Origin of the sequence: Caballeronia sp. SEWSISQ10-4 2 (assembly GCF_030464885.1) — a bacterium.
GTDB lineage: Bacteria > Pseudomonadota > Gammaproteobacteria > Burkholderiales > Burkholderiaceae > Caballeronia.
The window spans coordinates 1-23,393 of record NZ_JALPRJ010000105.1; the positions used below are offsets into that span (position 1 = coordinate 1).

The following is a 23,393-nucleotide window of genomic DNA, read 5'->3' on the forward strand; positions in this document are numbered from 1 at the left end:
GAAAATCCGCGTTAACGCTCTCAGTCCCGGTGGAACCGAAACGGAGGGTGCGCACACGGCAGGCGTCATGGGAACGGAGTTTAAGAAGCAGATAATCGCGAGTACTCCGCTGGGCCGCGTCGGCCAACCCGAGGACATCGCACGTGTGTCCGTATTTCTTGCCTCGGATGATGCGGGCTGGCTCACGGGAGAAATCATCTTCGCGAACGGCGGCAACAAGTAAAGCGCCTTCTTAGTTAATAACGCGGGCTACGGCCCAAGGGTTTTCATTGGAATTTCGGTAATCGATTAACAAAGTAGGAGAACGATCATGTCCGCATACATTGTCTTCACTAGAATTAAATCCATCGATCAAAAAGAGTTCGAAAAATATCGGACTGGAATCAAAGCAACGATGAAGGATCATCCTATCGAAGTGCTCGTAGCCGATGGAAAGCAAGAAGTCCTTGAAGGTGATCCGATTGAGGGAATGGTCATTATGAAATTCCCGAGCGTAAAAGCCGCAAAGGATTGGTGTTACAGCGAGGCCTACCAAAACGTCGCCAAGCACCGCAAGCTCGGGGCGATCTATCACGGACTCATTGTTGAAGGTGTCAGCTGACGGAGAAGAAATGCATGCCCAATGACGCCATCACCCCCTTCACCCTCATCCTGGAGCGGGGACCACTTCGCCGCCTGGGAGGAGCCAGCGAGGAGATTCGCGACTGCTTCGCCGAGGTGCGCTGACCCCGGCAAACTAACTTGCCGGATGAGGATTTAGCAGAGCCCTGATCGGCGCTGTCAAAGTCAAACGAAAAGAGGAAAGCCATGATTGACCATATTTATCTCCCCGTCTCTGACCTGGAACGGTCGAGCGAATTTTACAAGAAGCTGCTTGAGCCGCTTGGCATCGACATGCCCTACAAGTTCGATCAACTGCACGGTTTCGCGATCAATAGCAATCCGGGTTTCTGGCTGAAGAATGGCGAAGTCGCCAAAGACCTTTACGTCGCATTCACCGCCAAGAGCGCGGACGCTGTCAGGGCCAGCTACAAGGCGGCGATAGACGCGGGAGCTACTTCAAACAAGGAACCGAGCCTTCGGCCCGAATGGCGTGCCGACTACTTCGCGGCGAACATCGGCGACCCGGACGGATACAACATCGAGATTGCCTATAAGCCTTGGCTCTACAAATAAAAGGTAAGAGATCTATGATCCCGTCATCGCGGCAATCCACAAGCAGCGGATGAGATAGATCGCGATACTGGAATTACTTTCGCTGATATTGCGTTTCGTCGCGACCAAAGGTCCCGACAAGAACCGCCAACGAACATCGATCCTGCGAGGATTCTTTGGTGCTCTGAGCAGTCTTGATCGCAGCTAAGGCAAGACAGCGAATGACTGCTTTGCGCAGCCGAGTTGAGCGAATCGACCGTCTCAAATTGGCCCGTTGTAAGCGGCCCATTACGCGGTTGCCGCGAAGGTCCGCAGAGTAGCCACTGACCGGACACCCGAAGATGAAGGCCGGGTATCCCATCGACCTAACCGGGCCGAAGCCGCGATCCATAGCGGCCCAGCAACTGCTTCAACGCGAACGGACCGGCGTGCCATGACAGGCAACTCCGTGTGGCCGGTTACGCTGGAATATTTGTTCCTGCCAGCCGTTTACTACGCACGGACGATCTCGTTCCGTTATGCATGAAGCACGCCTCGATTGCCACGCACCCGCTGGCAAGGGTCTGCGCTTGCCTGTTTGCAGGATTCGCCCCGCCGTTGCCGACGGTGCGCGACGCGCATTCGAGTTGCAGGACAGCGGTGCTGGTTGCCGTCTCGCGGGCACGGGCGAAATTCGCTAGCGGCGGCCGGCACGCACTGCGCGCAGCGATAACAACGCGCCCGCCCCGCGGCCTTCTTGGAGAGCCCAGTCATGAACCCCGTCATACACGGCTTCAATCCGACAATCGACCGGCAACCTTGCCAGCGCCTTGTCCGTGCAAAAGACCGCAAGCTGAAACACCTGCTGCTGGCTGCCCTGTACGCCGCCAGTCTCGCGCTTTCGGCAGCGGGCTCCGCCTTTGCCGACGAGCTCACGCCGCTACTCCCGCCGTCGTTCGTCACCTCGACGACGATACCTGCCGACGGTGACGTCAATCCGTATGGCGTCGCCTTCGTGCCCGACGGATTCCCCAGCTTCGGCACCATCGCCGCAGGCGACCTGCTGGTCTCGAACTTCAACAACGCGCAGAACGCGCAGGGCACCGGCACGACGATCGTCAAGATCGTGCCGAACAACCAGCCGGCCACGACGTTCTTCCAGGGTGCCGCCGGTCTTGGCCTGAGCACCGCACTCGGTGTTCTCAAAGGCGGCTTCGTGCTGGTCGGCAGCGTACCAACCACGGATGGTACCTTCAAGACGATCCAGTCCGGCGTGTTGCTGGTGCTGAATCGAACCGGCGGCGTCGTCGCGCAATGGACGCCTGCGATGGCGAAGATCGACGGCCCCTGGGATCTGACGATCTTCGATCAGGGCGATCATGCAAAGGTATTCGTATCGAACGTGCTCAACGGGACGGTTGTGCGCCTCGATGTGAGCGTGGACGACAACGGCGTTCATCTCGACCGCGCGACGCAGATCGCCTCGGGTTACCCGTTTCGCGGCGATCCGGCGGCACTGGTGGTAGGCCCGACCGGACTCGCCTACGACCCGCAGCGCGACGTACTCTACGTCGCGTCCACCGTCGACAACGCGATCTTCGCGGTATTCGGTGCGGGCAATTCGAAGCACGACGGTGGCAAAGGCGTGGTGATTTATGCGGACAACGCACATCTCCACGGCCCGCTCGGGCTAGCCCTCGGGCCGAACGGCCATCTGTTCGTCGCGAACGGCGATGCGATCAACGGCGATCCGAAGCAGCCGAGCGAAATCGTCGAATTCACGCCGCAAGGCCGCTTCGTCGCGCAGCTTCCCGTCGACCCGGCTCAAGCCGGTGCATTCGGACTGGCGTTCGCGCAGCCGCGTCATGAGTTCGTGCGCTTTGCGGCGGTCGACGACAACACAAACACCGTAACCGTCTGGAAGGTGCCTTTCGAGAATGGTGGGCAATAACGCGCGATGGAATGACGTGCGAAGCGGTCGGAAGCGACTTCATGAAACCAGATCTTTTGCCGGTGGCTGGCATGCGACTGCCAGCCACTGCGCACCTCGGTGCTTCGATTCCATTAATTTACTTTGATCTTAAAGCCTTCATCGGATAGCGACCGGCACGAAAATAGTTCTCGGACACAGGAATAAGCCCGCGGCACCGGCCGTTTTATTTCTGTAGTGAGCAGGTGGCCTGAGGATCAACGCTCGACACGTGTTCGCGCTTGACATTCGTAGCCTTGCGCGACGACTACGACTCGGACGGCGGTGCGAGCAACGCGCAAATATAAGTGTTACAGAGGCATCTTGATGTCGATCGACTGCACGCCGCTCCTGACGCTTCGTCCGAACCTTCGCCTGGCGTCACGCGTAGGGGTGATCGGCCGCGCTTTGATACCAGCGGTATTCGTAGAGGAAAACGTCATGTTCTCAAGCCCACGCACCGCAGTCTTCCTTGGTGTGGCCGCACTCGGCCTCGTTTGCAGCCCCAGTTACGCAGAGCAGACGATAAAAGCCACGCTGCTCATGAACACGATCCAGCTCAATGCTAGTGACGTTAAGGCAGGCAAAGTCACGTTCGAGGTAAGCAACGCGCCCGACACCGGTATGACGCATGAGTTCGTCGTTCTTAAAACAGACCTGGCCGCCGATAGGCTGCCAGTTAAAAATGGACAGGTGTCGGAGAGCCAGTTCAAAAAAATGGGAGAGGTGGAGGACATCGACCCGGGCAAGGGCAAGCGTTTGACGCTCAAGTTGGCACCCGGCCGCTACGTAGTAATCTGCAACAGGCCAGGCCACTACTCGATGGGCCTGCATACGTCTTTGCTCGTCACACCCTGACGGGCTTGGGTCATGCGTTCTTTGACGCACCACGTTTCACTGATCCAGAGGGGCGTGGCGACCTCGTTTTGTCACGCGCGGTAACGAATTTCCCCTGCACGCTCCCCGGACATGCGTGCCTCGCCGTGGTCTAAATCTTTAGCGGAGTCGTTCCGCCACATTAGATGAGGTCTTACCGTGCAGCACAAGATTTTGCCCCCTTTGACAGGGGTGTTTGCAGCCGCGTTGCTGGGCGGCTGTGCCGCAGCGCCTTACGACACATCGATGAATTCCTGTGATCAGGAGTACATGATGACCAATCCTGCGGGCGCTGAATATTACTGTGGTCCCGCCTATGGGTACCCCTTGTACGAAGGAGGCTTTCTCGGCTTTGTCGATATCGACCACTTTCACCATCACCACCATGACCATGACCATGACCATGACTTCGATTTTCATCGCGGCCATGACCATGATCGTGACTTTCATCACGGCGGTGCCATGGCTGGCCGCGGCCACGGCGAAGCGCACGCCGAAGGCCACGGTGGTGGGCACGATTCAAGTGGTTTCGGCAGTGACTTTCAGCCGTCGGGAGCGAGCGGATCGCACGGGGGTGGTCCGCGTAAGTAACCGGAATCACGCAACGGACCGCACCTCCACAATCCTTCGCTCGAACGACGAGTCCACATATTGCCGTGCGCAGCGCGGGGAGGGGACACATTCAACGACGTCTGCTCAAGTTGATCTGCCCCGGCGTTGCGCCGCCACAGGTATCGACGCCTTTGGGTACCTTTCTGTCTGGTCTTTCTAAAGATATCGCGTGGGTGGATCGCAGTGGCTGGCGTGTCGTCCGGCTGGAGCCTGCGGACAATATCTATGCGCTGCCAGTGCGCGCGTCAGCCTCAACTCGCCGGGGGCGGAGGTGGGGGGGGCAGCACGGCTGGGGCCGGCGGTGCATAGGGCCGGACCCCGGGCGCGACCATCATGTGTCCGCGGACCGGGATGCGATCGCCGGCGGCGTACATGCACTGGAGGTACGCATAGTCATAGCGGCGCTGCACGTTGTAGGCCGAGCCTTGTGCGGCACTCATGCCAAACGCGCTCCCGACGAGCAGGCCGACGCCCGCACCCACGGCCGCGCCGGAACCTCCATTGAACGCAGCACCCGCAGCCGCGCCGAGTCCCGTTCCAATGGCGGCGCTACCGACCGCGCTCGCGGTTGCTGCCTGATTGGCCGACACTCCGCCCACCTGGTTGAACGCAAATTGCCGGCACGAGGCGTCGTCTGCGCGGAACTGGTCGAACGTCTTCCCGGTGCCGGGCAACGCCATCACGCTCGGAGCGGTCGGCAAAACGGAGCATGCGCCGGCACAGGCCAGCGAGGCAAGCAGGGCAAGTTTTGAGTACTTCATGGCGCGTTGAACAGCTAGTTGATCGTCAACGGGAAAATGCGGGCAGTGGAGACACCTCACGCCACCCGCCGGGGCATTCCTTTACGTACGGGTAGTAGGCCTTGGACGCGTCGCAGTCATACCAGGCGCCGCTGTACTGGCCCGGGCCGGCTGAAGGCTGCTCTCGTTCGACGTAGCTCACCGGAGCGGCGTTAGCGGTCACGTTCGACGATCTCATATGGGCGTTGCGAGAGGCGCGCATAGGAAATGTTGGACTAGCGTCGATGCATTCCGCCGGACCCATGCATGCCGCCGAATCCCCTCATACCACCGAAGTTATGCATACCACCGAAGTTATGCATACCATCGCCAGGAAACGGGCCGCGATGAAAACCCGCTCCGATCGGAGCGAAACGATCGTGCCTCAGCTGATGAAAGTGGTTGAAGTGGTGAAAGTGATGGAAACGGTCGACAAAGATAAAGCTCACGCCGCCGCCAATGAATAGCGGCGGCCCCCACCACCAGGGGTCGGGATAGGGATAGGCCGCGACGGGGTACCACAGCGCGCTACCATCCGGGCTTTGCACAAGCTGCCAGGTCCCGTCACTTTGCAGGCACGCCCGCCCGATGACCTGCTGCATTGTCCCATCGATTTCTGCCTGCCCGGCAACTGCGCGGCAATTCGCGCTGTCCGTGCTGTCGACCGGCACCGGTTGCTCGTCATAGGTTTGCGCGAGTGCAGGCGCAGCGAAGCCGAGACAGACGAGCAACGTCCCGTAACGAAGCAGTTTGTCCATGATGTATGGCCACATGAATCCCCGACGTTTTCGACGCCGTGCGTCGTCGGCGTCACCCAGCACATCGGTGTGCTTGCGCAAATTCACGCCGCGGGCTTGGCTGCGATAGGAGCCCGCTGCTCGGGACGTGGTTGCCTGACGAGTAAACGATGGAACGCGTCGGCTTATTCCAGCAATGCCTGTTCTCTGGAGTTTTTGAATTCCGTCATTGGAGTGCGCGGTGGCGCGCTGATGCGGTGAAAATCTCAAGGCATGCGCCGGAGATGGCGCACGCCCTGAACGTACGAACCAACCTCTCGAACTCTCTCTTCGTCTCACGCTTGCCATGCTTCGCGCAGCGCGTCCTGCATCACGATGCCAGCCGCCTCGATATGCGCTTTCATCTGGCTGGTCTATGACGCGGCGATGGAGCGCATCCTGTTCGACGGGCGCGACGTCATTCATCCCGCCGGTTTGCTGGGCATGCGCGAACGCACCATCACCATCGGCGCGGTTTCGAAGGAGTATCGGATGATCGGATGACGCGTCGGCTGGATCGTCGGGCCCGCGTCGATCATGAGCGACGTACGTCTCGTGAGTTTGTCGAACGTGGTGTGTCAGGTTGGAATCGCGATGCCCGGCGCCACTGCCGCGCTGGCCGCGACCGACGATGGCGTGGCTCCTGCGGTCGCGGAATGGGAGCGCCGTCGCGACTTCTTGATGAGCGCGCTTGCTGACCTGCCGGTGATCCGTCCACATGGCGGCTGGTCGATGCTCATCGATACCAGTGAGCTGGGTCTGGAGCCACCCGAGGCGTCGAAGCTGCTGCTCGAACGCGGCTACGCCGATGACGAACTGGGGACCCGGTGCGGACCGCTATCTGCGTTTCGTTTTCTCCAACGAATCCGTTTCGCGGCTGCATGACATTCGCGAACGCATACGCCGGTCATGGCAGATACGACGCAACGAAAAATTCGAAGTTGGTTCGACGGTCCCGCTTCAAAGCGTCTGTCTCAAACTTCCGTAATCGACCCTCAACTGCCGGTGATCGTTATGAGGTTGCGATGGCCGCTTGCAAGGCACAACGGCCCGTCCTTCTTTTCGTTCTTAGGGTGGGTTTCAGCCTTTGCCTACATTGGCATATCGGTTCCGCTCCGGTCGGCTAGAACTGCGTTGCTCCCGTTGAACCATGCCGCCGCAAAGCTGCCGCTTGCACATGGCGAACGTTTTCGATTGGGGGCTTACGGCGAAGGGCTTAGAGCGTACAGTGCAACGATTGGGAACCAACCCTTGTCGGATTTGGCGATGACCGCTCTTCAGCCGTTCGCACAGAATATCTGGACCGCATTGGCCCCCCATTCTTTCGTTGGTTTACATATCGGCACGCGCTTGACGGTCATCCGGCTGTCGTCGGGCAAGCTATTGTTGCATTCGCCGATCCCGTTGAGCATCGAAGTACGGTCCGCAATAGATGCCCTGGGGCCCGTCGCGCACATCGTTTGTCCGAACCTCTTTCATCACATGTATGCTGCAGAAACTGCGGCAGCCTATCCGCGGGCGATGCTACACGGCCCGGCGGCCTTGCAACGCAAGCGCAAAGATCTTCGCTTCGACGCGGTGCTGACGGATCAGCCTCATCCAGACTGGCGCGGCGACCTGGAACTGCTGACGATCGAAGGCTGTATTCTGGGCGAGACGGTTTTCTATCATCCGGCCACGCGCACGCTGATCGCCTGCGATCTGGTGGAGAACTTTCATCAGTCGCCTCACTGGCTGACACGCAACTACCTGCGCCTGGGCGGAATCCTCGGTCGTGTCAGCTGGCATCCGCTACTGCGCATGGCGTATCGCGACCGCAAACGCGCACGCGCCTGCATCGACGCTTTGCTCGCCTGGCCGTTCGAACGCGTCGTGCTCGCACATGGCGATCTCTTGACGGACGACGCCCACGCCTTGGTCCGTGAGGGCATGGCGTGGCTTTAATCGTGCATCGCTCGGCACCGGTCAACCGGAATTCAGACGGACTCGAATGAGGAAAGGCTCACCCCTTACTCCAGCATTCGCGGTTACTACCTATGCAGGCCGGCAATTTCACGACAAGATCCACGTGGCGAACGTCCGCAGTCCGGGGCGGAACCGACGCTCGGATATCCGGAACGCCGCACCTGCGAGTGGCGCTTCATGGCCGAGGGCGTGTGGAAACTCCATTTTTACCGCTGACGGCGAGGTTGTCGGTCGGGTCGATCAAGTTAGATGCGTCGAGCTTGCGCTAATCGAAGATCGCGAGCGCAAGAAGCCCCTCAGGGCTTCAGCTTCCAGCCATCCTCATCGCCTTCATCATCCCGGCAACCGCAAGTATATTCATGACGCGCTTCAGGTTGTAGGCCAATACCTAGAGACTCATTTCGGTGCTCACCCGTCCGAGCATTCGGGTCAGGAAGTGTGTGGCACCCATCCAGTGCTTCAGCGTGCCGAAGACATGTTCGACCGTACTTCTGCGGACGGTCATTGCGTCGGGTTTGCGGTCTAGCCGACGTTGCATGGCCTCAAGTATGTGTTCGTGCTCCCATCGTCGGATACGACGGTAGTCGCTGGGCGAACATCGCTCCTTGAGATGGCAACGCGGGCAGGCGCTGGGCCAGTACACGCGCAGATTCATGTCTTTCTCATTGGTCTTGAATCGAAGAATTGCGCGCTCACCGGTGGAACATCGATACTCATCGTTTCTTGCAACGTAGATGAAGTCGCGTTTGGTGAAGAGCCCTTTCTTCCTTGACGCTGAGGTGAGCGGTTTCGCGACATACGCCGTGATCCCGGCCAGTTCGCAAGCACGGATGTCCGGACCGCTGAAGTAGCCCCGGTCAGCCAGCACCTTCAACTCAAAGCCATTTTCAGTGCACGGCGGAGCAACGTTTCAATGACGCTCGAAGTGCCGTATCAAAACGATTCACCCACCATCTCTTCACTCTTACGCCAGAGTGCAGCAGCGTTTGCAGCGTCGAGCGCGTAACCTCGAACGCCCTCGCTGACGGGCGTTACGACCACATCGTCGGCAACGACGTCGCTCGCATGACAGTTCTCACAATATCTACCTCCGATGTCTTCGGCTGACGCTACCACTGCGGCCCAGACTGAAGTCGCCGCCCCCTGCGGAACCGTCTTGAACTGAAACGGCCCTTTCCCCTCTGACGCAAGTTGACTGTTGATCGTTTCCAGAAGCGCTGTCATCTGGCCTTCATCCATGTGACGGGCCAACTCTGTATGAATCGCTCCGGGATGAACTGCGGCTGCCCGCACGCCGTGCGCTCGATGTCGCTCATCGAAAGCAACCGCAAAGAGGACGTTTGCCGTCTTGGCGCGCCCATATGCTACGAACGGCTCGTAAGGCGTGCGCTCAAAGCCAGGGTCGGCGAGGTCCACGTTCGCGTAACGGTGCCCCGAGGAGGCCAGTACGATCACTCGACCGCCAGACGGGATCAGCGACGCCAGGCGATTCACGAGCACAAAATGCCCCAGATGATTTGTGCCGAACTGGGTCTCGAATCCATCTGCTGTTTTACCGAACGGAGACGCCATCACGCCCGCATTCGCGATAATGATGTCAAGGGGTTTGCCTTCCTCCAGCAGTGTGTCGGCGCAAGCCCGAACGCTCTCGAGGTTCGCGAGATCGAGTGAAACAAGGTCAATGCTGCCTCCTGTCACCGCGGCATCGCGCCGTGCTTCGGCAATCGCCTGCTGCGCTTTTTCCTGGTCTCTGGCTGCGCCGACAACGCTCGCTCCGTGCGCAGCGAGCGAGCGCGCCGTCTCCACGCCAAGTCCCGCTGAAACACCCGTTATAAGAGTCCTCTTGCCGTGAAGATCGACGCCTGAGAGCACGTCGTCCGTCGTTGAAGTCGCACCAAATTTCTTAGCCATTTCCGCCGCTCCATCACAATAAGATTGACGTCATTCCCGCCCCGAGATAAAACGGAGTTAGCCTCCTTTTTACAATATACTAAACGGAGCTACTCTCCGTTTGCAAGCACTCAAGATGCAAATGAATCACTCGACACCAAAAGAACGAAAACCCAGGGCGGACGCACTTCGCAATCGCGAGCGCATCCTCGAAGAAGCGAAAACAGCGTTCACGCGCGCGGGTGGCGACATCAGCCTCGAGGACGTCGCCCGCCAGGCGGGCGTCGGCGCTGGCACGCTATACCGGCACTTTCCCACTCGCGACGCGCTGCTGGAGAGCGTCTATCGGGCCGAGGTGGAGAAGCTTGCGGAGGAAGCGCGAAATGTGGCCAGTTCGCTGCCCCCGCTTGATGCGCTGCGATCTTGGATGATGCTCTTTATCGACTACATTGCGACGAAGAAGATCATCGCGCCTGCATTGAATTCAATCGTCGGAGGGCCGACGAAACTGTTCGAGTCGTCCGGCGTCCAGATCAAGGACGCCATCCAGTCGCTTGTTGCACGTGCAGTCGCCAGCGGCGACATCCGGGCCGATCTCGACCCACTGGATCTCCTTCGCGCGCTCGTCGGCGTTTCAAATGTCGCGTCTGCTCCAGACTGGCAGCAAAGCGCAAAAAGGCTGGTAGACATACTTCTGCTCGGATCCCGCCCGCTCGAATAGTTTCTGTAACCGACCCAACTCGATCATCATCAGCAAGGAGAAATCCATGCCTAACCTTTCACACTTTGATCCCAGGAGCACCGCACTGCTGGTGATGGATTATCAGGTCGATATCCTTACCAGGTTCGTGACGGCTGCGCAGTTCGCCGATGCGATCGCTTGCGTGCCTGATCTGATCTGATCGCCACGGCACGAGACGCAGGCATGATGGTGATTCATGTGGTTGTCGCATTCCGGCCCGGTCATCCCGAGGTCAGCCCCCCGTAACCCGATATTCAGCGCGCTGAAGGCAAACGGAATGATGGTGGCCGGGAGCGAATGCGCCGCGATCCATCCAGCCGCAGCGGCACGCGAGGGGGAGCCGATAGTGGTCAAGCACCGCATCAGCCCGTTCGTTGGCACCGACCTGGAGACACTGCTACGCGCCAACGGCATCGACACCCCGGTGCTCGCAGGCGTCCACACCAGCGGCGTCGTGCTGTCGGCCGTTCGCCACGCCGGCGATCTGGATTATCGGTTGGTCGTCGTCCGCGATTGCTGCGCCGACCCGGATGCAGACGTGCATGCGATGCTGCTCGACGTTGTCATCGCGAAGCAGGCGGCCGTAGTCACCATGGCGGAACTCGCCGGCGCCCTGCCTGGCAGGTCTGCATGAACAAACGCGAGCGATAGTCCTGAAGAGGCGTCACTACTCCGTCGCCAATCCCGTCCCAACGACGTATCTGACAGGCCTTGCGCCTGTCATTCCCCCCTTCTATTGCCGCCCGAGAAGACCCGGTAAAGTACCTTTGGGCGGCTCAGTTCGTTTAGGGTTGTTCGATGCCTGCCATCGTCCGCAGGAATGTGAGTGCGCCACCGCGCGTGCCGGCAGGCGTCGAACGAGCCTCGATGGAGGAAACCGCGGCGTGCCCCGATGCGCTCGGGGTCTTTGAGGCTATGGCGATTGATAGGCCGGGATGCCTGGCAATGTTGATGGATGCGCAGTCAGGCGGGATGCTGGATGGGCGCTTACGCAGTGATGAAGCGGTGCAGTGACGCAGTTGTGATGGCGAAGCGGACCTGCGAGGGACTGCGCGAAGCGACAGGCGCAAACGTCCGCTCGTGGGCCGCGTTGCCGCAGTGCCGACGGTCGGGTTATACGTGCAGGGAGCGTTGCGCTCATGTCTCACCTCGGCGCATGGGTGGTGCGCGAATGGGCGCAGTGCGTTCCAGTATCTCAATGACGATCATTGGCGCACCGCAGTGCCGGCAGACGAAGACCGGAGCGACAGCAACCTCGGTTTGGTCGGGCCGGATGGGGACCTCGGGCACGACGTCCAGCAACTCACGCACCTTGGCGAGGTTGGCGCGGCGAACCGGGTTGGCAAGCAGCCCGTAATGACGGATGCGATGGAAGCCGCCGGGCAGCACATGCAGCAGGACGCGGCGCATGAACTCGCCGGCCTCCAGCGTCATGGTCTTGTAACGGGTGCGTCCCTTCGCACGGTAGTCCTTCCAGCGGAAGGTCACGCCGCGCTCATCGAATGCGACCAGGCGTTGATTGGAGATCGCTACGCGGTGCGTATAGCGTGAGAGGTACTCGAGCACTGCTGCCGGTCCTGCAAACGGGCGCTTGGCGTACACGACCCACTCGCAGGCACGTAGCGGCGCAAGCCACCGAGCAAAGGCGGCTGGATCCGCGAGCCCCACATACTCGCCGAAGAACTGCAGCTGGCCGCGTCGGTGTGCGTCTGCGAGTGCTTCGAGGAAGCGCCTTCGGAACAGGCGCGAGAGCACGCGCACCGGCAGAAAGAAGCCGGGCCGGCAGGCGATCCACCTCTGACCATCGGGCGACAGGCCGCCACCGGGAACGATACCGTGCACGTGCGGATGATGCGTGAGCGCTGAGCCCCAGGTGTGCAGCACAAGCGTGGCGCCAATCTGTGCGCCCAGGTGCTTTGGATCCGCGGCGATGGTGCGCAGTGTTTCGGCGGCGATGTCGAACAACAGCCCGTAGATCACCGTCTTGTTGTACCAGGCGATCGCGCTGATCGGCGCGGGTAGTGTGAACACTACGTGGTAGTACTCCACGGGCAGCAGATCGGCCTGGCGCGCTTCGAGCCAGCGGTGTGCGGCACTGGCCTGGCACTTCATGCAGTGGCGGTTGCGACAGGAGTTGTAAGCCACCTCGATGTGCTCGCAGCCTGAACAGCGCAGCACATGCCCGCCCAGCGCCGCGGTGCGGCACTGTTCGATGGCCGACATGACCTTCAGCTGCCCCAGGCTCAGGTGTGCCGTTGCTCGCCACGCTGGCCCGTGGCTGCGGAAGACGTCCGCAACCTCCAGCATGAGGCGCTACAGCGCGCTTACTCGGGCGGCAAGCGGTCCAGCGGACTGGTGACCTCGTGCAGCAGGTCGGTGGCCACCTGGACGTAGAGCGCAGTGTTCTCGAGCTTTACGTGCCCGAGCAGCACCTGGATCACGCGGATGTCCACCTTCTGCTCGAGCAGGTGTGTCGCAAAACTGTGCCTCAAGGTATGCATGGATACGCGCTTGTCGATGTGTGCGGCCTCGGCGGCGGCATGGATGGCGCGGTTCAGCTGTCGCGTGCTGAGCGGGTCGACGGGATCGAGCCCGGGAAAGACCCACCCGCCATCCAGCATCTTGCCCTGGGCGCGCGCCACGTGCCACCAGACGCGCAGGCGCTCGAGCAGCACCGGCGAGAGCATGGCGTAGCGGTCGCGGCGGCCCTTGCCCTGCTCAATGCGCAGCGTCATACGCTGGCTGTCGACGTCGCCGACCTTCAGGGCTACCACTTCGCTTGCGCGCAGCCCGGCACCGTATGCAACCGACAGCGCGGTCTGGTGTTTCAGGTTGCCGGCCGCCTCGATGAGGCGGCGCACTTCATCGGGACTGAGCACGACGGGCAATATGCGTGGAACGCGCACCGGCTGCATCCTGACCATCAGCTCGGGCCGGTCGAGCGTGACCTCGAAGAAGAACTTCAGGCCGGTAATCGCGTGGTTCAGTGATACGGGCGATGTGCCGTGATCGACCAGATGCAGCTGATAGCGCCGCAGGTCCTCGACGGTGGCGGTGTCAGGCGAGCGCCCGAGAAACCGGGCAAATTCACGCACGATGCGCAGATAGGTGTCCTGCGTCTTCGGCGAAAGCTGGCGCATGCGCATGTCGTCGATCATGCGTTGGCGCAGTGGACTGGCGTTTGCCTGTAAGGAGGTCATGATTGGGCTCCTGCTGGAGAACGAGGCGGATTGCCTCATTCGCCACCATACGGAACCGCGCGGCGGACCTCCCATGAACCACCCGCGCCGGCCGGAGCCCCCCTACCGCGCGAGCGGTTTCGTTCACCGACCCGATGGAGCCGCTCGGACAAGATTTACCACCGTCCGCTCCGGGAGCGACACGAGACGACCGCGGATAACGCGTCGGCCTCTATCTCGTCGGCCATCACGGAAAGTGGCGGATCGCTGACGCGGTCCGACCAAACCGGGACCCGTCGGCGTGGCTCCGAAAACGTTGGGCGAGCACCCCAAACCGATCCAGACGCATCCGTTGGTTTGCACCAGACACCTCGTCGACCACCCACAGAATTCGAATTCAGAAAAACAGGTCTGTCAGCCTTTGGCACGCACACTCGATGCAGCCGATGGAAAGTCTTCACGGCGCTCCGCCCATTTCAGGATCGCATCCAGTGCCGGGCAGAGCGCCTGGCCCCAATCGGTCAGGCGATAGTCCACCTTCGGCGGCACCTGGTGATAGACCGTGCGCGTGACAATTCCGTCCTCTTCCAGGCGGCGTAGCTGCTGGGCAAGCATCTTTTGCGTGATACCGGGGATCAGCCTCTCGAGGTCCGAAAAACGCTGCACCTGGCCACCGAAAAGGTGAAACAGGATCACCAGCTTCCAACGACCTTCCAGCAGCGTGAATGCGGCTTCGACATCGACCGCGGCGGTCGCCGGCGTGTAGGCTTTTCGGTTGGGCACGGCTTACTTACTTTTTAGTGCGTTCTTGCGATGTGGTAACTATAGCGCCATTATTGGGACATGCAAACGTGACGTTCAGGAAAAGTCCGATGAACATGACACTGCCGCCGCCACTGGATGCCTACCTCAACGCGGAAACCACCAGCGACACTGCCTGTCTTGCGAACTGCTTCGCTGCCGATGCCGTCGTGCGCGACGAGGGCCGCACTATCGAGGGGCTCGAAGCCATCCAGGCTTGGAAGAAAGACACCAAAGCCAGGTACCAGTACAACGTCGAGCCGTTGGACCTGTCCCAGGATGGCGCCGCCGTCACGATGCGCGCCAGGCTCACGGGCGCCTTCCCCGGTAGCCCGGTTGAGCTGACCTACACGTTTGTCCTGGCTGGCGGCAAGATCGCGTCTCTGGAGATTCACTGATGAGCGCCGCACCCGAACTTCAGGGCCTTCGGGCGCTTGTCACAGGCGGGACCAAAGGAGTCGGTAAAGCCGTTGTCGCGCACCTTTGCGAGGCCGGCGCGAATGTCCTTGCGACGGCACGTTCGCGTCCCGATGACCTTTCCGAAGAAAGGTTCATCGGTGCGGACATCACGACGGCCGAGGGCTGTAAAACCATTGTCGACGCCGTGCTCGAACGGCTCGGCGGCGTCGATATAATCGCGCACGTGGCGGGTGGCTCATCTGCGCCGGCGGGTGGCTTCAGGGTGCTCGACGACGACGAATGGAACAAGGCATTGAGCCTGAACCTGTTCCCGGCAGTGCGCATCGATCGCGCGCTGTTGCCCTTGATGCTCGAGCAGCGCTCGGGCGTCATCATCCACGTAACGTAGTGGAACTCGACCGCTTGCGCGCGGCGATTCGAGCGCAGTGCCGCCTCGAAATCGTCTATACCGATGCGGCCGGGCGTTCCTCGCGGCGAGTGGTCTGGCCGGTGCAAATCGGTTTCATGGACAGCGCGCGCGTGCTTGCCGCATGGTGCGAACTGCGTAAAGCATTTCGCACGTTCCGGACCGACCGAATTCTCGAAGCGAAAGAAGGCGCGCGCTATCCGGGACGTCGTAGCGAGCTGATGCGGGCGCTGCATGAGCACCTGACGCTCTCCGCTCAAGCACAGCCTGCTGACAGAAACTGACAGTTGCTTGCGCGACACTGTCCGCTTTCCGGCTCATTGATAACCGGCCAGAACGCCGGGTATCTATAGTGACTATGACTACTCGAGTTAACACCCCGCTCAAGCATTCGATGGGTGCGCGACAGTTTCGCGCTCTTTCGGCCGTACTGCACGCGATTGAACCCGCCTTCGACGAGCCGGTCTTTCTCGCGACCGCGCTCGACGGACTTGAACACCTGACGTTGATGGAACGCGTACGTCGCGCCAGTGGTGCGATTGACGCTGGCTCACGTGGACTACGGGGCGGTTACGATGCGGTACTCGCGCTCTTGACGCAAGCGGCGCCGCTGCTCGGCAAAGGGTTCGTGTCGCTCGTACTGCCTGACTATGTCGGGCAGTACGGTCGTCATGCATTCGAGCGATCTATGGACGCGCTGAAATACTTCACGCCATTCGGTTCGTCCGAATTCGCAGTGCGCGAATTTTTGCGTGATGATACGCACCGCGCGCTTGCGATCATGGAAACCTGGTCTACAGACTCAGATGATGCGGTGCGGCGGCTCGCCAGTGAAGGCAGCAGGCCCCGCCTGCCCTGGTCATTCCGGCTGGGTGAAATAGAGGCCGATCCGTCGTTAGCGGCGTCGATTCTCGACAGACTGAGCGCTGACCCGAGTGCATACGTACGCAAATCGGTGGCAAACCATCTGAACGATGTGACGAAGACGCATCCGGCGTGGGTGCTGGAGCGAGTCGGTCAATGGCATGGAGATAATCCCCATACTCGATGGATCGTTCGCCATGGGCTGCGCACGTTGGTGAAACAGGGTCATAAGCAGGCGCTTGCGGCGCTGGGCGCGGGGGGCGCGCCTGAGATTGTGCTCGAGACGTTTAGCGTGACTCCGCAGCGGATTGTCGTCGGTGACACGATCACGCTCGGCTGCGAGCTGAGTTCGGCGGTTAAGGCGGCGCAGAGGCTTGTCGTCGATTATCGCATCAGATATGTGAGGCGCAACGGCGCGACGGCTGCGAGGGTGTTCAAGCTGAAGGAGCTGACTCTGGAACCCAGCCAGCATATTTCGTTGAGCCGCACCCAGCATATTCGCGATTTCACCACACGCACGCACTACGCCGGCCGGCACGTGGTTGAGCTGATTGTCAATGGTGACGTCGTTGCGAAATCATTCTTTTACCTCGTCTGATATGGTCGAGAAGACCTTCGAGGTGGTGCGCGATGTGTCGAAGGAGGGCATCACGGTGCTGCTGGTTGAGCAGAACGCGCGTCTCGCGCTGCAGGCGGCGAACCGCGGTTACGTGATGGACTCGGGCATGGTGACGATGTGCGGCGACGCGAATCAGTGAGCGGTCCGCCTCACCGTTGCGCAGACGCCCCAGCCCGATCCGGGTGCGGCGCGCAAGATTTGGCATTTCGCTTCGGGGCATGGAAATAAGCAGTGCCTTTTAAAACGTCCCAGCATAGGGCTGGCGATAGGATCGATGCTTTTTGTTGCCGGACACGTCCAGTCTCCGGCTCGTTCAGTTTGAGATGCGATGTGAGGATGACTGCGAGCAGTTTCACGAGCAAACGCCTTAGTCCTACTGGCTTTCCGCGTCCGTTTACGGTGTAACATTTTTGTCATATTGATAGTTTTTGCTGACACCATACTCAAGTTGTTGAACATCACTGCCGTCATCTTCAGTCAAGGGACATTCAACATCGAATGTCTTCAGGCACCAGCTCAAGGGGACACATGGAATGACGCTTGCAAACCTGAAAATTGGAGTACGTCTCGGCGCGGGGTTTGGATTGGTCCTTCTGCTAATGGTGGCCTTGATCGTCACCGGTTTGATTCGCCTGGCGCATATCGGTGAGATCAACGACGACATCATTCACAAGCAGTGGGCAACGTCTGACGCTGCACAGGTCATCAATACCCGCACTCGCGCCAATGTCCGCGCTACGCTGCAGCTGTTCATCACGAGTGATAGGGATAAAGTAGCCGCGCTCTACCGTGAAATCGACGGCAACAAAGCAATCGTCAATGACGCACTTGGGCAGCTCGACCGGCTTGTCTCTACGCCTGAAGGCAAGAACCTGCTGGCCGATATTAGGGAGTCGCGCGCTGCGTATATAGGGTCCGTCGACAAGGTAGCCCAACTGATCGCGCGGGGGGAGCGTGATGATGCGGCCGCGATGATGAATGCCGAAACGCTACCGGCGTTCGATCGCCTGCAACAACATGTTACCGACATGGCGGAGCGGCAACGACGCCGCGGGGAGGAGCGCGGCGCGCAAGCGGAGCAGTACATCGTCTCGGCCCGTGACATGATGGTCGGGCTTGGCCTGGCGGCAGTCGTGATCGGAATTGTCTCAGCGTATGCGCTGACGCGTTCCATCACACGTCCACTGAATGAAGCGGTGAAAGTCGCACAAACAGTGGCCGCCGGAGACTTGACGAGTGACCTTCGCGCCCGATCACACGATGAGACAGGCCAATTGTTGGAAGCGCTTGCCAAAATGAACGAAAACCTGAAAAAAATCGTTGGCGAAGTGCGCAAGGGCACAGACATGATCGCCACTGCATCGAGCCAGATTTCGAACGGGAACCAGGACCTCTCGTCTCGAACCGAAGAGCAAGCGACTTCGCTTGAAGAGACCGTGGCATCAATGCAGGAACTCACGAACACGGTCAAACAGAATGCAGACAGCGCGCTGCAGGCAAACCGACTCGCGCAATCGGCCTCCGAGGTCGCGATAAAGGGCGGCGCCGTCATCTCGCAGGTGGTCGACACGATGGCCGTGATCACAGGATCAGCCAACAAGATCGTCGAGATCATTGGGGTTATCGAAGGCATTGCGTTCCAGACCAATATCCTGGCGCTCAACGCGGCGGTCGAAGCAGCTCGCGCCGGAGAGCAAGGTAGGGGCTTCGCAGTCGTAGCGGGTGAAGTGCGAAACCTCGCGCAGCGTTGCGCGGCAGCTGCCAGAGAAATCAAAAACATGATTGGCGAATCGGTGAAGCAGGTGCAAGCCGGAAGCCGACTGGTTGCACAAGCTGGCACGACAATGGACGAGATCGTGGTGAGCGTCGAGCGCGTGACGGGCATTTCGGGCGAGATCACTGCCGCGAGCCAGGCGCAGAGTGCCGGGATCGAGCAGATCAACCAGGCGATGGCGCACATGGACCAGGTCACGCAGCAGAATGCGGCGCTGGTGGAGGAAGCCGCCGCAGGAGCGCAATTGTTGTATGGTCAGGCGGGCAAGCTCGCGGACCTTGTTGGTGTGTTCAAGCTCGACGACGTGAGGGCAGAGGTCTTGACTAGACGGCCAGATGCTGCGCCTGGAGGGACCTTTGCCGTGCGGGAGGCGAGGAAGGTCCGCTCTGCCACGCGCATGATGGTCGAGCATCCGGAAGCGGGCCGCGATTCGCAGTGGAAGCAGTTTTAACCACAAATATCATCAATTTCACGAGGACGTAATGAGCTTTTGTTGAACCAATTCGACAATGACTCGCTAGCTAGTACCGGGCAGTCCGTCAAATGTTTCCGTATGCAGTGTCACCGTGGCGTTGTTAAGCATCGGTCCCAGTGAGTAAGAACACTCTTGAACTTGTTGAAGTCACGCGAACAGACGCGCAATCTTCCAGCGGCGCCGGTATCGACGCAGCGTCGTGATCATCGAGCAATGGTTCCTGCGGTGCGGGGGAGATCAGTTCGATGCCGCCCAGCGCAAGATTTTCGTCGAGCGTAGCTTCGACAAGGGTTGCTTCATGCGAGCTAGCAGAAGACGTGTGCACGACGGGCGAACGATCATCAGCATCTGAAATAGCCATGAGCTTCGTACACTTGCTCGCCTGCGAATTTTTCTCGTCCTGCCATGCCGGGAAAACTAACACGGCACGCGAGAAGTTGGCACAGGGCGTGTATAAAATCCCTTCCAGCGAAGCGCGATGGCGTGCGGCTCACGAGCCGAAAAAAATATCGCAGAAGCTGACAGGTCCGACGCAGGTCGACGGATTTGTGGGGTGCGTATCTTGTTTTTTGTGGCCGACATCGCTCGTGCCTTTCATTTCGGCGCCCATGCCACTGTCGCTTGTTTGCTGCTGGGGTGTGGCGGCTTGCTGTTCAGCGTCCTGGGTGGCTACTTTCGCCTCCGCAGCCTGGATATCGGTAGGATAGGTTGCGTCATCGTTAACCGACGGATTGTATCCAGCCTGTTCGAGCCTGATGAGGTCGGCACGGACCTGCGCTCGGGTGAGTGGGGCAGACGCGGACTGCGCAAAAGTCACTGAAGAGCTGACGAGCGCGCTGAGTGTCAACGCCAGTAAGGCGAGCTTTTTCATGATCTTGACTCCTTCCATTAAGGGACCCGGCTTGCCGGGGAACTGGTGAAGCACGTTGTCGTATGGCTCAAGAGCCGGAATAAATAGTGCAGAAGCTGACAGGTCCAACGCAGGCTGACAAATCTGAGGGAGGTGTCTCCCGTTTGATGTGGCCGGCATCGCTTGTGCCTGTTGTTGCAACACCCATCCCACTGTCGCTGTTTTGCTGCTTGAGCCGCGCGACCTGCTGTTCAAAGATCGGCGCAACGTCGGGGTACGACGTGTCACTCACGAAATTCAGACCGTTGCGTTCGGCTTCAATCAACTCCTGCCGCACCTGTGCTCGGGTCTTTTCCTGAGCCTGGGCATTGATCGCAAAGCCCGCAGCGGCGGCGAGAATCATGGTTCGTTTATTCACTTTGGACTCCAATTTAAATTGCTGGAAGTTGATGGTTCGCATCATGAAGCGCTCGGAGGACTCAACCGGGTTCCCCTTTTCTCTATTCGCTTCAATGTGAGGGACCCGAAACGCTGTAGTCGTCATCAGCGTGCTCACACCACGGTATACCGGGAGCGGGCGCCTCTTATTCCCAAAGTTGCCAAGGATGCAGGTAAAACATAATGCAGTTGGCGACCGCGTCGTCTGGCAAGTTGCTGGTGCAGATCAACGGCATTGGTCACTCCATCCCCGGCCACACATTCATCTCAGCCGCGGGGCACGGAGGCGACGATCAGCGTCAGCGAAGTGACGCCCTCCGATCAGTTCGATTCAAAGTGCCGGCGCATACCTAATACATCAGCACGAACGACGAACGCTTGTGTCCCAATTTCGTGCGCAGTATGCAGCATATCGTTGGAATAAACAGGCTCACTCTCGGGTGTTTTTGTCAGACGGCAGGAAACCTGAAGGAGACGCCGATGGGCGACGATGGGAGGAGGGCCAGGAAGGTTCCGGGCGAGTCGCAGCGGGATCTCGTAGGCGACCTCAAAGCGATTGAGGAACCAGGTTCATTCGTGATCAGAAATGGAATTTCCGTTTGCTGCAAACGCTGAAGACAACGCGGGAGGGGGCGCCTCCCGCGAAGTTCCTGTAGATCAAATTCCCATGTGTTCAGCAACGCCGTCGCGGTCAAAGAATTTGTGTTTCAACGCGGCGGCGATATGTGCGATCAGCAAGAGCGCAAGCGTCAGCACCAGCCCGCGGTGCAGCGTGTCAGTCAGCAAACGCAAAGGTTCATCCCGGCCGATGAAGGCCGGCAATCCCACCAAACCAAAAAAACTTACCGGATGTGCGCCCGCCAGTCGGTGCACGTAACCGGCGAGCGGCACCAGGAACAGCAGTGCGTACAGGGTTCCGTGCAACACGCTCGCGGAATACGCTTGCCACCTCGGAATGCTGGACGGGAGTGTCGGCGGGGTATGCATAAAGCGCCACAATAGGCGTGGTGCCATCAGCATGAAGATCAAGCTGCCGATCGATGCGTGATAGAACAAGATGCCGTTGAAGCGAGGTGAGTTATGCGGGAATGTATCCATGTAGAGTCCGATCGACAGGTTCAGCAGGATCAGGAACGCGATGGACCAGTGCATGATGATGGCAAAGCGTGTGTAAGTGTCATTGTTGGCGCGGGTCATGAAAAATCTCACTTTTCAAAATAATGTGACGGGCGGAACCTCGTTTGCCAGGTCAATCGGCAATGCAAACTGCGTGGCTACAAACTGAAATACCTTCTCAGAGCCGGATTTATTCCCGTCGCTCGCATCAAAGTGGTTGAGCCACCTCTGAATGCAGCGGCGCGCTCCCCACTCGATTACACACCCGCGAACAGGTAACTGCTGCGATTATGCTGACCGGAGCACAACCACAAGTACGGGCGACTTATTCCCGGTCGGTTGCGAACACGCCAGTCCTTCGGGAATAACTTCACTCGAGTTTCGGTACGGATAAGACACCTTCCTGATACGTCGGGGCTGGTGAACCACCGTTCGGGAGAAGGACATGAGACGTATCTATTTGCTATTGCCGAATGTGCATAGCGCACAGATGATCATCAACGAACTTCTGTTATTGCGGGTCGAGTGGCGACATATCCACGTGATCGCCAATCACAATGTGCCGCTCGAGGACTTGCCAGAAGCAACCCTGGCGCAGCGCAGCGATCTGTTACCCGCCCTCGCGAGAGGGGCGGCGATGGGCGGCCTCACGGGGACGCTGGCCTCACTGGTCGCACTGGCGTTCCCGCCGGCCGGCCTGACGATTGCAGGCGGCGCGGTCGTGGCGATTACGCTCTGTGGCGCCGGCTTTGGTGCATGGACGGCGACGATGATTGGCGTTGATGTACCGAATACGCGGCTCAAGCGCTTTGAACAGGCTATAGAAAAAGGCGAACTGCTGATGATGGTCGACGTCGCGAAAGATCGCGTCGAAGAAATCGAGGAGGTGATCAAGCAGCGTCACGCCGAGGCCGAAATTCAGGGAACGGACCCGACGATTCCGGCGTTTCCGTGACGCTGCGTAATGCCATCTGGTTCCATCGCAATGACGCAGTCCGCCATGATGTGCGGATCAATATGAACGACAGAAAGCTCGTCGTTGTGATGGGCGGCGCGGTGGTGCCCGCGCCCCAGTAGGTTGTGAAGGGCAGGCCATGCAGATAGTTGACCAGCTCTTCCGATCCTTTCTGGTGGGTCTCGTCGCGGATATACCAGGCGACCAGCCATGCAAGTTTTGCGGCGCTCGTGCCCGCACAGGTATCGGCCATTTTCTCGAGGCCAAGGTTGAAGGCATCGAGAAAATGGCGGTCAGCAGCAGCGTCCGCTCGGGCGCTTTCGCCTCGCTCTTCAGGTGCGTGAAGTGGCGCGTGAAGTCGGTTCACTGATCGACCTCGAGCAGCAGATCCGTGATCTTCACGTGCGGCATCAGGTCATAGGCCTGCGGCCTGAGCACATTCGCCTCTGCCAGCGTTGCGTCATCCAGTGGCCAGATCCTGAGTCCTCTGTCGTGCAGCCCAACATCAGGCGGTTTGCCCGCTACCACGAGCCGACAGGTTTCGTCGAGCGCTTCGTGCAAATGCTCGAGGCGTTCATCGAGATAGCGAGCCGCTGACGTTTCGACGGCCAGCCCCAGCTGGTTCTCCCGTTGCTGCTCGCCAAACGTTGCGCACGGCTTCAGGTATTCATCGAAGTCCCTGACTTGGCTCATCCTAATATAGGTCCAAAAACCTATATGACTTTCTTGATTTTCATATCTTACAATTAAAAT

The 23,393-nt window shown here is 59.6% G+C and carries 30 protein-coding genes and 2 pseudogenes; 18 read left to right on the forward strand and 14 right to left on the reverse strand.

Annotated features, from left to right (window positions below):
* From M0D69_RS38775 to M0D69_RS38795, 5 genes are all read left to right on the forward strand, one after another.
* The coding region (locus M0D69_RS38775; RefSeq protein WP_301787100.1) for an SDR family oxidoreductase at positions 1-223 on the forward strand (223 nt) is incomplete at its 5' end.
* A gap of 87 nt (positions 224-310) precedes the next feature.
* Complete coding sequence (locus M0D69_RS38780; protein WP_301787101.1) at positions 311-601, forward strand: DUF1330 domain-containing protein; 291 nt, start codon at positions 311-313, stop codon at positions 599-601.
* Positions 602-807: 206 nt separating this feature from the next.
* On the forward strand, positions 808-1,176 hold the full coding sequence (locus M0D69_RS38785; RefSeq protein WP_172165759.1) for a VOC family protein: 369 nt from the start codon (positions 808-810) through the stop codon (positions 1,174-1,176).
* A 730-nt stretch (positions 1,177-1,906) separates the two neighbouring features.
* Positions 1,907-3,085: a hypothetical protein gene (locus M0D69_RS38790; RefSeq protein WP_301787102.1), complete on the forward strand. Its 1,179-nt coding sequence runs from the start codon at positions 1,907-1,909 to the stop codon at positions 3,083-3,085.
* Between the two features lie 342 nt (positions 3,086-3,427).
* A complete protein-coding gene (locus M0D69_RS38795; RefSeq protein ID WP_367619822.1) occupies positions 3,428-3,961 on the forward strand; it encodes a hypothetical protein in 534 nt (177 codons plus the stop codon).
* Between the two features lie 138 nt (positions 3,962-4,099).
* Here the strand turns inward: M0D69_RS38795 and M0D69_RS38800 are convergent, their stop codons facing one another.
* From M0D69_RS38800 to M0D69_RS38810, 3 genes are all read right to left on the reverse strand, one after another.
* A complete protein-coding gene (locus tag M0D69_RS38800) occupies positions 4,100-4,495 on the reverse strand; it encodes a hypothetical protein (RefSeq protein ID WP_301787103.1) in 396 nt (131 codons plus the stop codon).
* Between the two features lie 347 nt (positions 4,496-4,842).
* Complete coding sequence (locus M0D69_RS38805) at positions 4,843-5,352, reverse strand: YMGG-like glycine zipper-containing protein (RefSeq protein ID WP_301787104.1); 510 nt, start codon at positions 5,350-5,352, stop codon at positions 4,843-4,845.
* A gap of 254 nt (positions 5,353-5,606) precedes the next feature.
* Positions 5,607-6,128, reverse strand: coding sequence for a hypothetical protein (locus M0D69_RS38810; protein ID WP_301787105.1), 522 nt, complete (start codon positions 6,126-6,128; stop codon positions 5,607-5,609).
* Between the two features lie 149 nt (positions 6,129-6,277).
* On the opposite strand from M0D69_RS38810, the gene M0D69_RS38815 reads away from it, so the two are divergent.
* The 3 genes from M0D69_RS38815 to M0D69_RS38825 all read left to right on the forward strand — a co-directional run bounded on the left by M0D69_RS38815 (position 6,278) and on the right by M0D69_RS38825 (position 8,090).
* Positions 6,278-6,526, forward strand: coding sequence for a hypothetical protein (locus M0D69_RS38815; RefSeq protein WP_301787106.1), 249 nt, complete (start codon positions 6,278-6,280; stop codon positions 6,524-6,526).
* Positions 6,527-6,683: 157 nt separating this feature from the next.
* Positions 6,684-7,031: a hypothetical protein gene (locus M0D69_RS38820; protein WP_301787107.1), complete on the forward strand. Its 348-nt coding sequence runs from the start codon at positions 6,684-6,686 to the stop codon at positions 7,029-7,031.
* Positions 7,032-7,412: 381 nt separating this feature from the next.
* Positions 7,413-8,090 carry a DUF4336 domain-containing protein gene (locus tag M0D69_RS38825; protein ID WP_301787108.1) on the forward strand — a complete coding sequence of 226 codons (678 nt, stop codon included), beginning with the start codon at positions 7,413-7,415 and terminating at the stop codon, positions 8,088-8,090.
* Positions 8,091-8,415: 325 nt separating this feature from the next.
* Here the strand turns inward: M0D69_RS38825 and M0D69_RS38830 are convergent.
* Both M0D69_RS38830 and M0D69_RS38835 read right to left on the reverse strand, forming a co-directional pair.
* Positions 8,416-9,000 (reverse strand): annotated as a pseudogene (locus M0D69_RS38830) (transposase); the annotation flags it as partial.
* Between the two features lie 44 nt (positions 9,001-9,044).
* On the reverse strand, positions 9,045-10,022 hold the full coding sequence (locus tag M0D69_RS38835) for an SDR family NAD(P)-dependent oxidoreductase (RefSeq protein ID WP_301787109.1): 978 nt from the start codon (positions 10,020-10,022) through the stop codon (positions 9,045-9,047).
* Positions 10,023-10,143: 121 nt separating this feature from the next.
* On the opposite strand from M0D69_RS38835, the gene M0D69_RS38840 reads away from it, so the two are divergent.
* The 3 genes from M0D69_RS38840 to M0D69_RS38850 are packed head-to-tail and all read left to right on the forward strand — an operon-like array spanning position 10,144 to position 11,377.
* Positions 10,144-10,722: a TetR/AcrR family transcriptional regulator gene (locus M0D69_RS38840; protein WP_301787110.1), complete on the forward strand. Its 579-nt coding sequence runs from the start codon at positions 10,144-10,146 to the stop codon at positions 10,720-10,722.
* Positions 10,723-10,768: 46 nt separating this feature from the next.
* On the forward strand, positions 10,769-10,903 hold the full coding sequence (locus tag M0D69_RS38845; protein WP_301787111.1) for a hypothetical protein: 135 nt from the start codon (positions 10,769-10,771) through the stop codon (positions 10,901-10,903).
* Positions 10,904-10,939: 36 nt separating this feature from the next.
* Positions 10,940-11,377: a cysteine hydrolase family protein gene (locus tag M0D69_RS38850; protein WP_301787112.1), complete on the forward strand. Its 438-nt coding sequence runs from the start codon at positions 10,940-10,942 to the stop codon at positions 11,375-11,377.
* Between the two features lie 503 nt (positions 11,378-11,880).
* Here the strand turns inward: M0D69_RS38850 and M0D69_RS38855 are convergent.
* From M0D69_RS38855 to M0D69_RS38865, 3 genes are all read right to left on the reverse strand, one after another.
* The gene (locus M0D69_RS38855) at positions 11,881-13,050 is read right to left on the reverse strand and encodes an IS91 family transposase (RefSeq protein ID WP_301787113.1); all 1,170 of its coding nucleotides are present in this window, start codon (positions 13,048-13,050) and stop codon (positions 11,881-11,883) included.
* A gap of 17 nt (positions 13,051-13,067) precedes the next feature.
* Positions 13,068-13,943, reverse strand: a complete 876-nt coding sequence (locus M0D69_RS38860) for a site-specific integrase (protein ID WP_301787114.1) — start codon at positions 13,941-13,943, stop codon at positions 13,068-13,070.
* Between the two features lie 393 nt (positions 13,944-14,336).
* A complete protein-coding gene (locus M0D69_RS38865; RefSeq protein WP_301787115.1) occupies positions 14,337-14,705 on the reverse strand; it encodes a helix-turn-helix domain-containing protein in 369 nt (122 codons plus the stop codon).
* 89 nt (positions 14,706-14,794) lie between these two features.
* On the opposite strand from M0D69_RS38865, the gene M0D69_RS38870 reads away from it, so the two are divergent.
* The 6 genes and pseudogenes from M0D69_RS38870 to M0D69_RS38895 all read left to right on the forward strand — a co-directional run bounded on the left by M0D69_RS38870 (position 14,795) and on the right by M0D69_RS38895 (position 19,257).
* Positions 14,795-15,121, forward strand: coding sequence for a nuclear transport factor 2 family protein (locus tag M0D69_RS38870; RefSeq protein ID WP_301787116.1), 327 nt, complete (start codon positions 14,795-14,797; stop codon positions 15,119-15,121).
* Positions 15,121-15,531 (forward strand): SDR family NAD(P)-dependent oxidoreductase, encoded by a 411-nt coding sequence (locus M0D69_RS38875; RefSeq protein WP_301787117.1) that lies wholly within the window; start codon positions 15,121-15,123, stop codon positions 15,529-15,531. The genes M0D69_RS38870 and M0D69_RS38875 overlap by 1 nt, the downstream gene beginning before the upstream one ends.
* A 14-nt stretch (positions 15,532-15,545) precedes the next feature.
* Positions 15,546-15,833 (forward strand): YafY family protein, encoded by a 288-nt coding sequence (locus M0D69_RS38880; protein WP_301787118.1) that lies wholly within the window; start codon positions 15,546-15,548, stop codon positions 15,831-15,833.
* Positions 15,834-16,237: 404 nt separating this feature from the next.
* Positions 16,238-17,011, forward strand: coding sequence for a DNA alkylation repair protein (locus M0D69_RS38885; protein WP_301787119.1), 774 nt, complete (start codon positions 16,238-16,240; stop codon positions 17,009-17,011).
* 1 nt (position 17,012) lies between these two features.
* Positions 17,013-17,171: pseudogene (locus tag M0D69_RS38890) on the forward strand (ABC transporter ATP-binding protein); the annotation flags it as partial.
* Between the two features lie 394 nt (positions 17,172-17,565).
* Positions 17,566-19,257 (forward strand): methyl-accepting chemotaxis protein, encoded by a 1,692-nt coding sequence (locus tag M0D69_RS38895; RefSeq protein WP_301787120.1) that lies wholly within the window; start codon positions 17,566-17,568, stop codon positions 19,255-19,257.
* A gap of 124 nt (positions 19,258-19,381) precedes the next feature.
* Here the strand turns inward: M0D69_RS38895 and M0D69_RS38900 are convergent, their stop codons facing one another.
* The 4 genes from M0D69_RS38900 to M0D69_RS38915 form a co-directional block, all read right to left on the reverse strand.
* Positions 19,382-19,642, reverse strand: a complete 261-nt coding sequence (locus M0D69_RS38900) for a hypothetical protein (RefSeq protein ID WP_301787121.1) — start codon at positions 19,640-19,642, stop codon at positions 19,382-19,384.
* 129 nt (positions 19,643-19,771) lie between these two features.
* Positions 19,772-20,152 carry a DUF4148 domain-containing protein gene (locus M0D69_RS38905; RefSeq protein ID WP_301787122.1) on the reverse strand — a complete coding sequence of 127 codons (381 nt, stop codon included), beginning with the start codon at positions 20,150-20,152 and terminating at the stop codon, positions 19,772-19,774.
* Between the two features lie 67 nt (positions 20,153-20,219).
* On the reverse strand, positions 20,220-20,594 hold the full coding sequence (locus M0D69_RS38910; RefSeq protein ID WP_301787123.1) for a DUF4148 domain-containing protein: 375 nt from the start codon (positions 20,592-20,594) through the stop codon (positions 20,220-20,222).
* A gap of 632 nt (positions 20,595-21,226) precedes the next feature.
* Positions 21,227-21,766: a cytochrome b gene (locus M0D69_RS38915; protein ID WP_301787124.1), complete on the reverse strand. Its 540-nt coding sequence runs from the start codon at positions 21,764-21,766 to the stop codon at positions 21,227-21,229.
* A 364-nt stretch (positions 21,767-22,130) separates the two neighbouring features.
* Here M0D69_RS38915 and M0D69_RS38920 point away from each other — a divergent pair, with 364 nt between their 5' ends.
* The gene (locus M0D69_RS38920) at positions 22,131-22,640 is read left to right on the forward strand and encodes a DUF1269 domain-containing protein (protein WP_301787125.1); all 510 of its coding nucleotides are present in this window, start codon (positions 22,131-22,133) and stop codon (positions 22,638-22,640) included.
* Here M0D69_RS38920 and M0D69_RS38925 read toward each other — a convergent pair.
* Together M0D69_RS38925 and M0D69_RS38930 are read right to left on the reverse strand one after the other, a co-directional pair.
* The gene (locus M0D69_RS38925) at positions 22,576-23,007 is read right to left on the reverse strand and encodes a Tn3 family transposase (RefSeq protein ID WP_301787126.1); all 432 of its coding nucleotides are present in this window, start codon (positions 23,005-23,007) and stop codon (positions 22,576-22,578) included. The two genes, M0D69_RS38920 and M0D69_RS38925, sit on opposite strands and share 65 nt — an antisense overlap.
* Positions 23,004-23,333 carry a hypothetical protein gene (locus M0D69_RS38930; RefSeq protein WP_301787127.1) on the reverse strand — a complete coding sequence of 110 codons (330 nt, stop codon included), beginning with the start codon at positions 23,331-23,333 and terminating at the stop codon, positions 23,004-23,006. Before M0D69_RS38930 ends, M0D69_RS38925 begins: the two co-directional genes overlap by 4 nt.
* Positions 23,334-23,393: the final 60 nt, after the last annotated feature.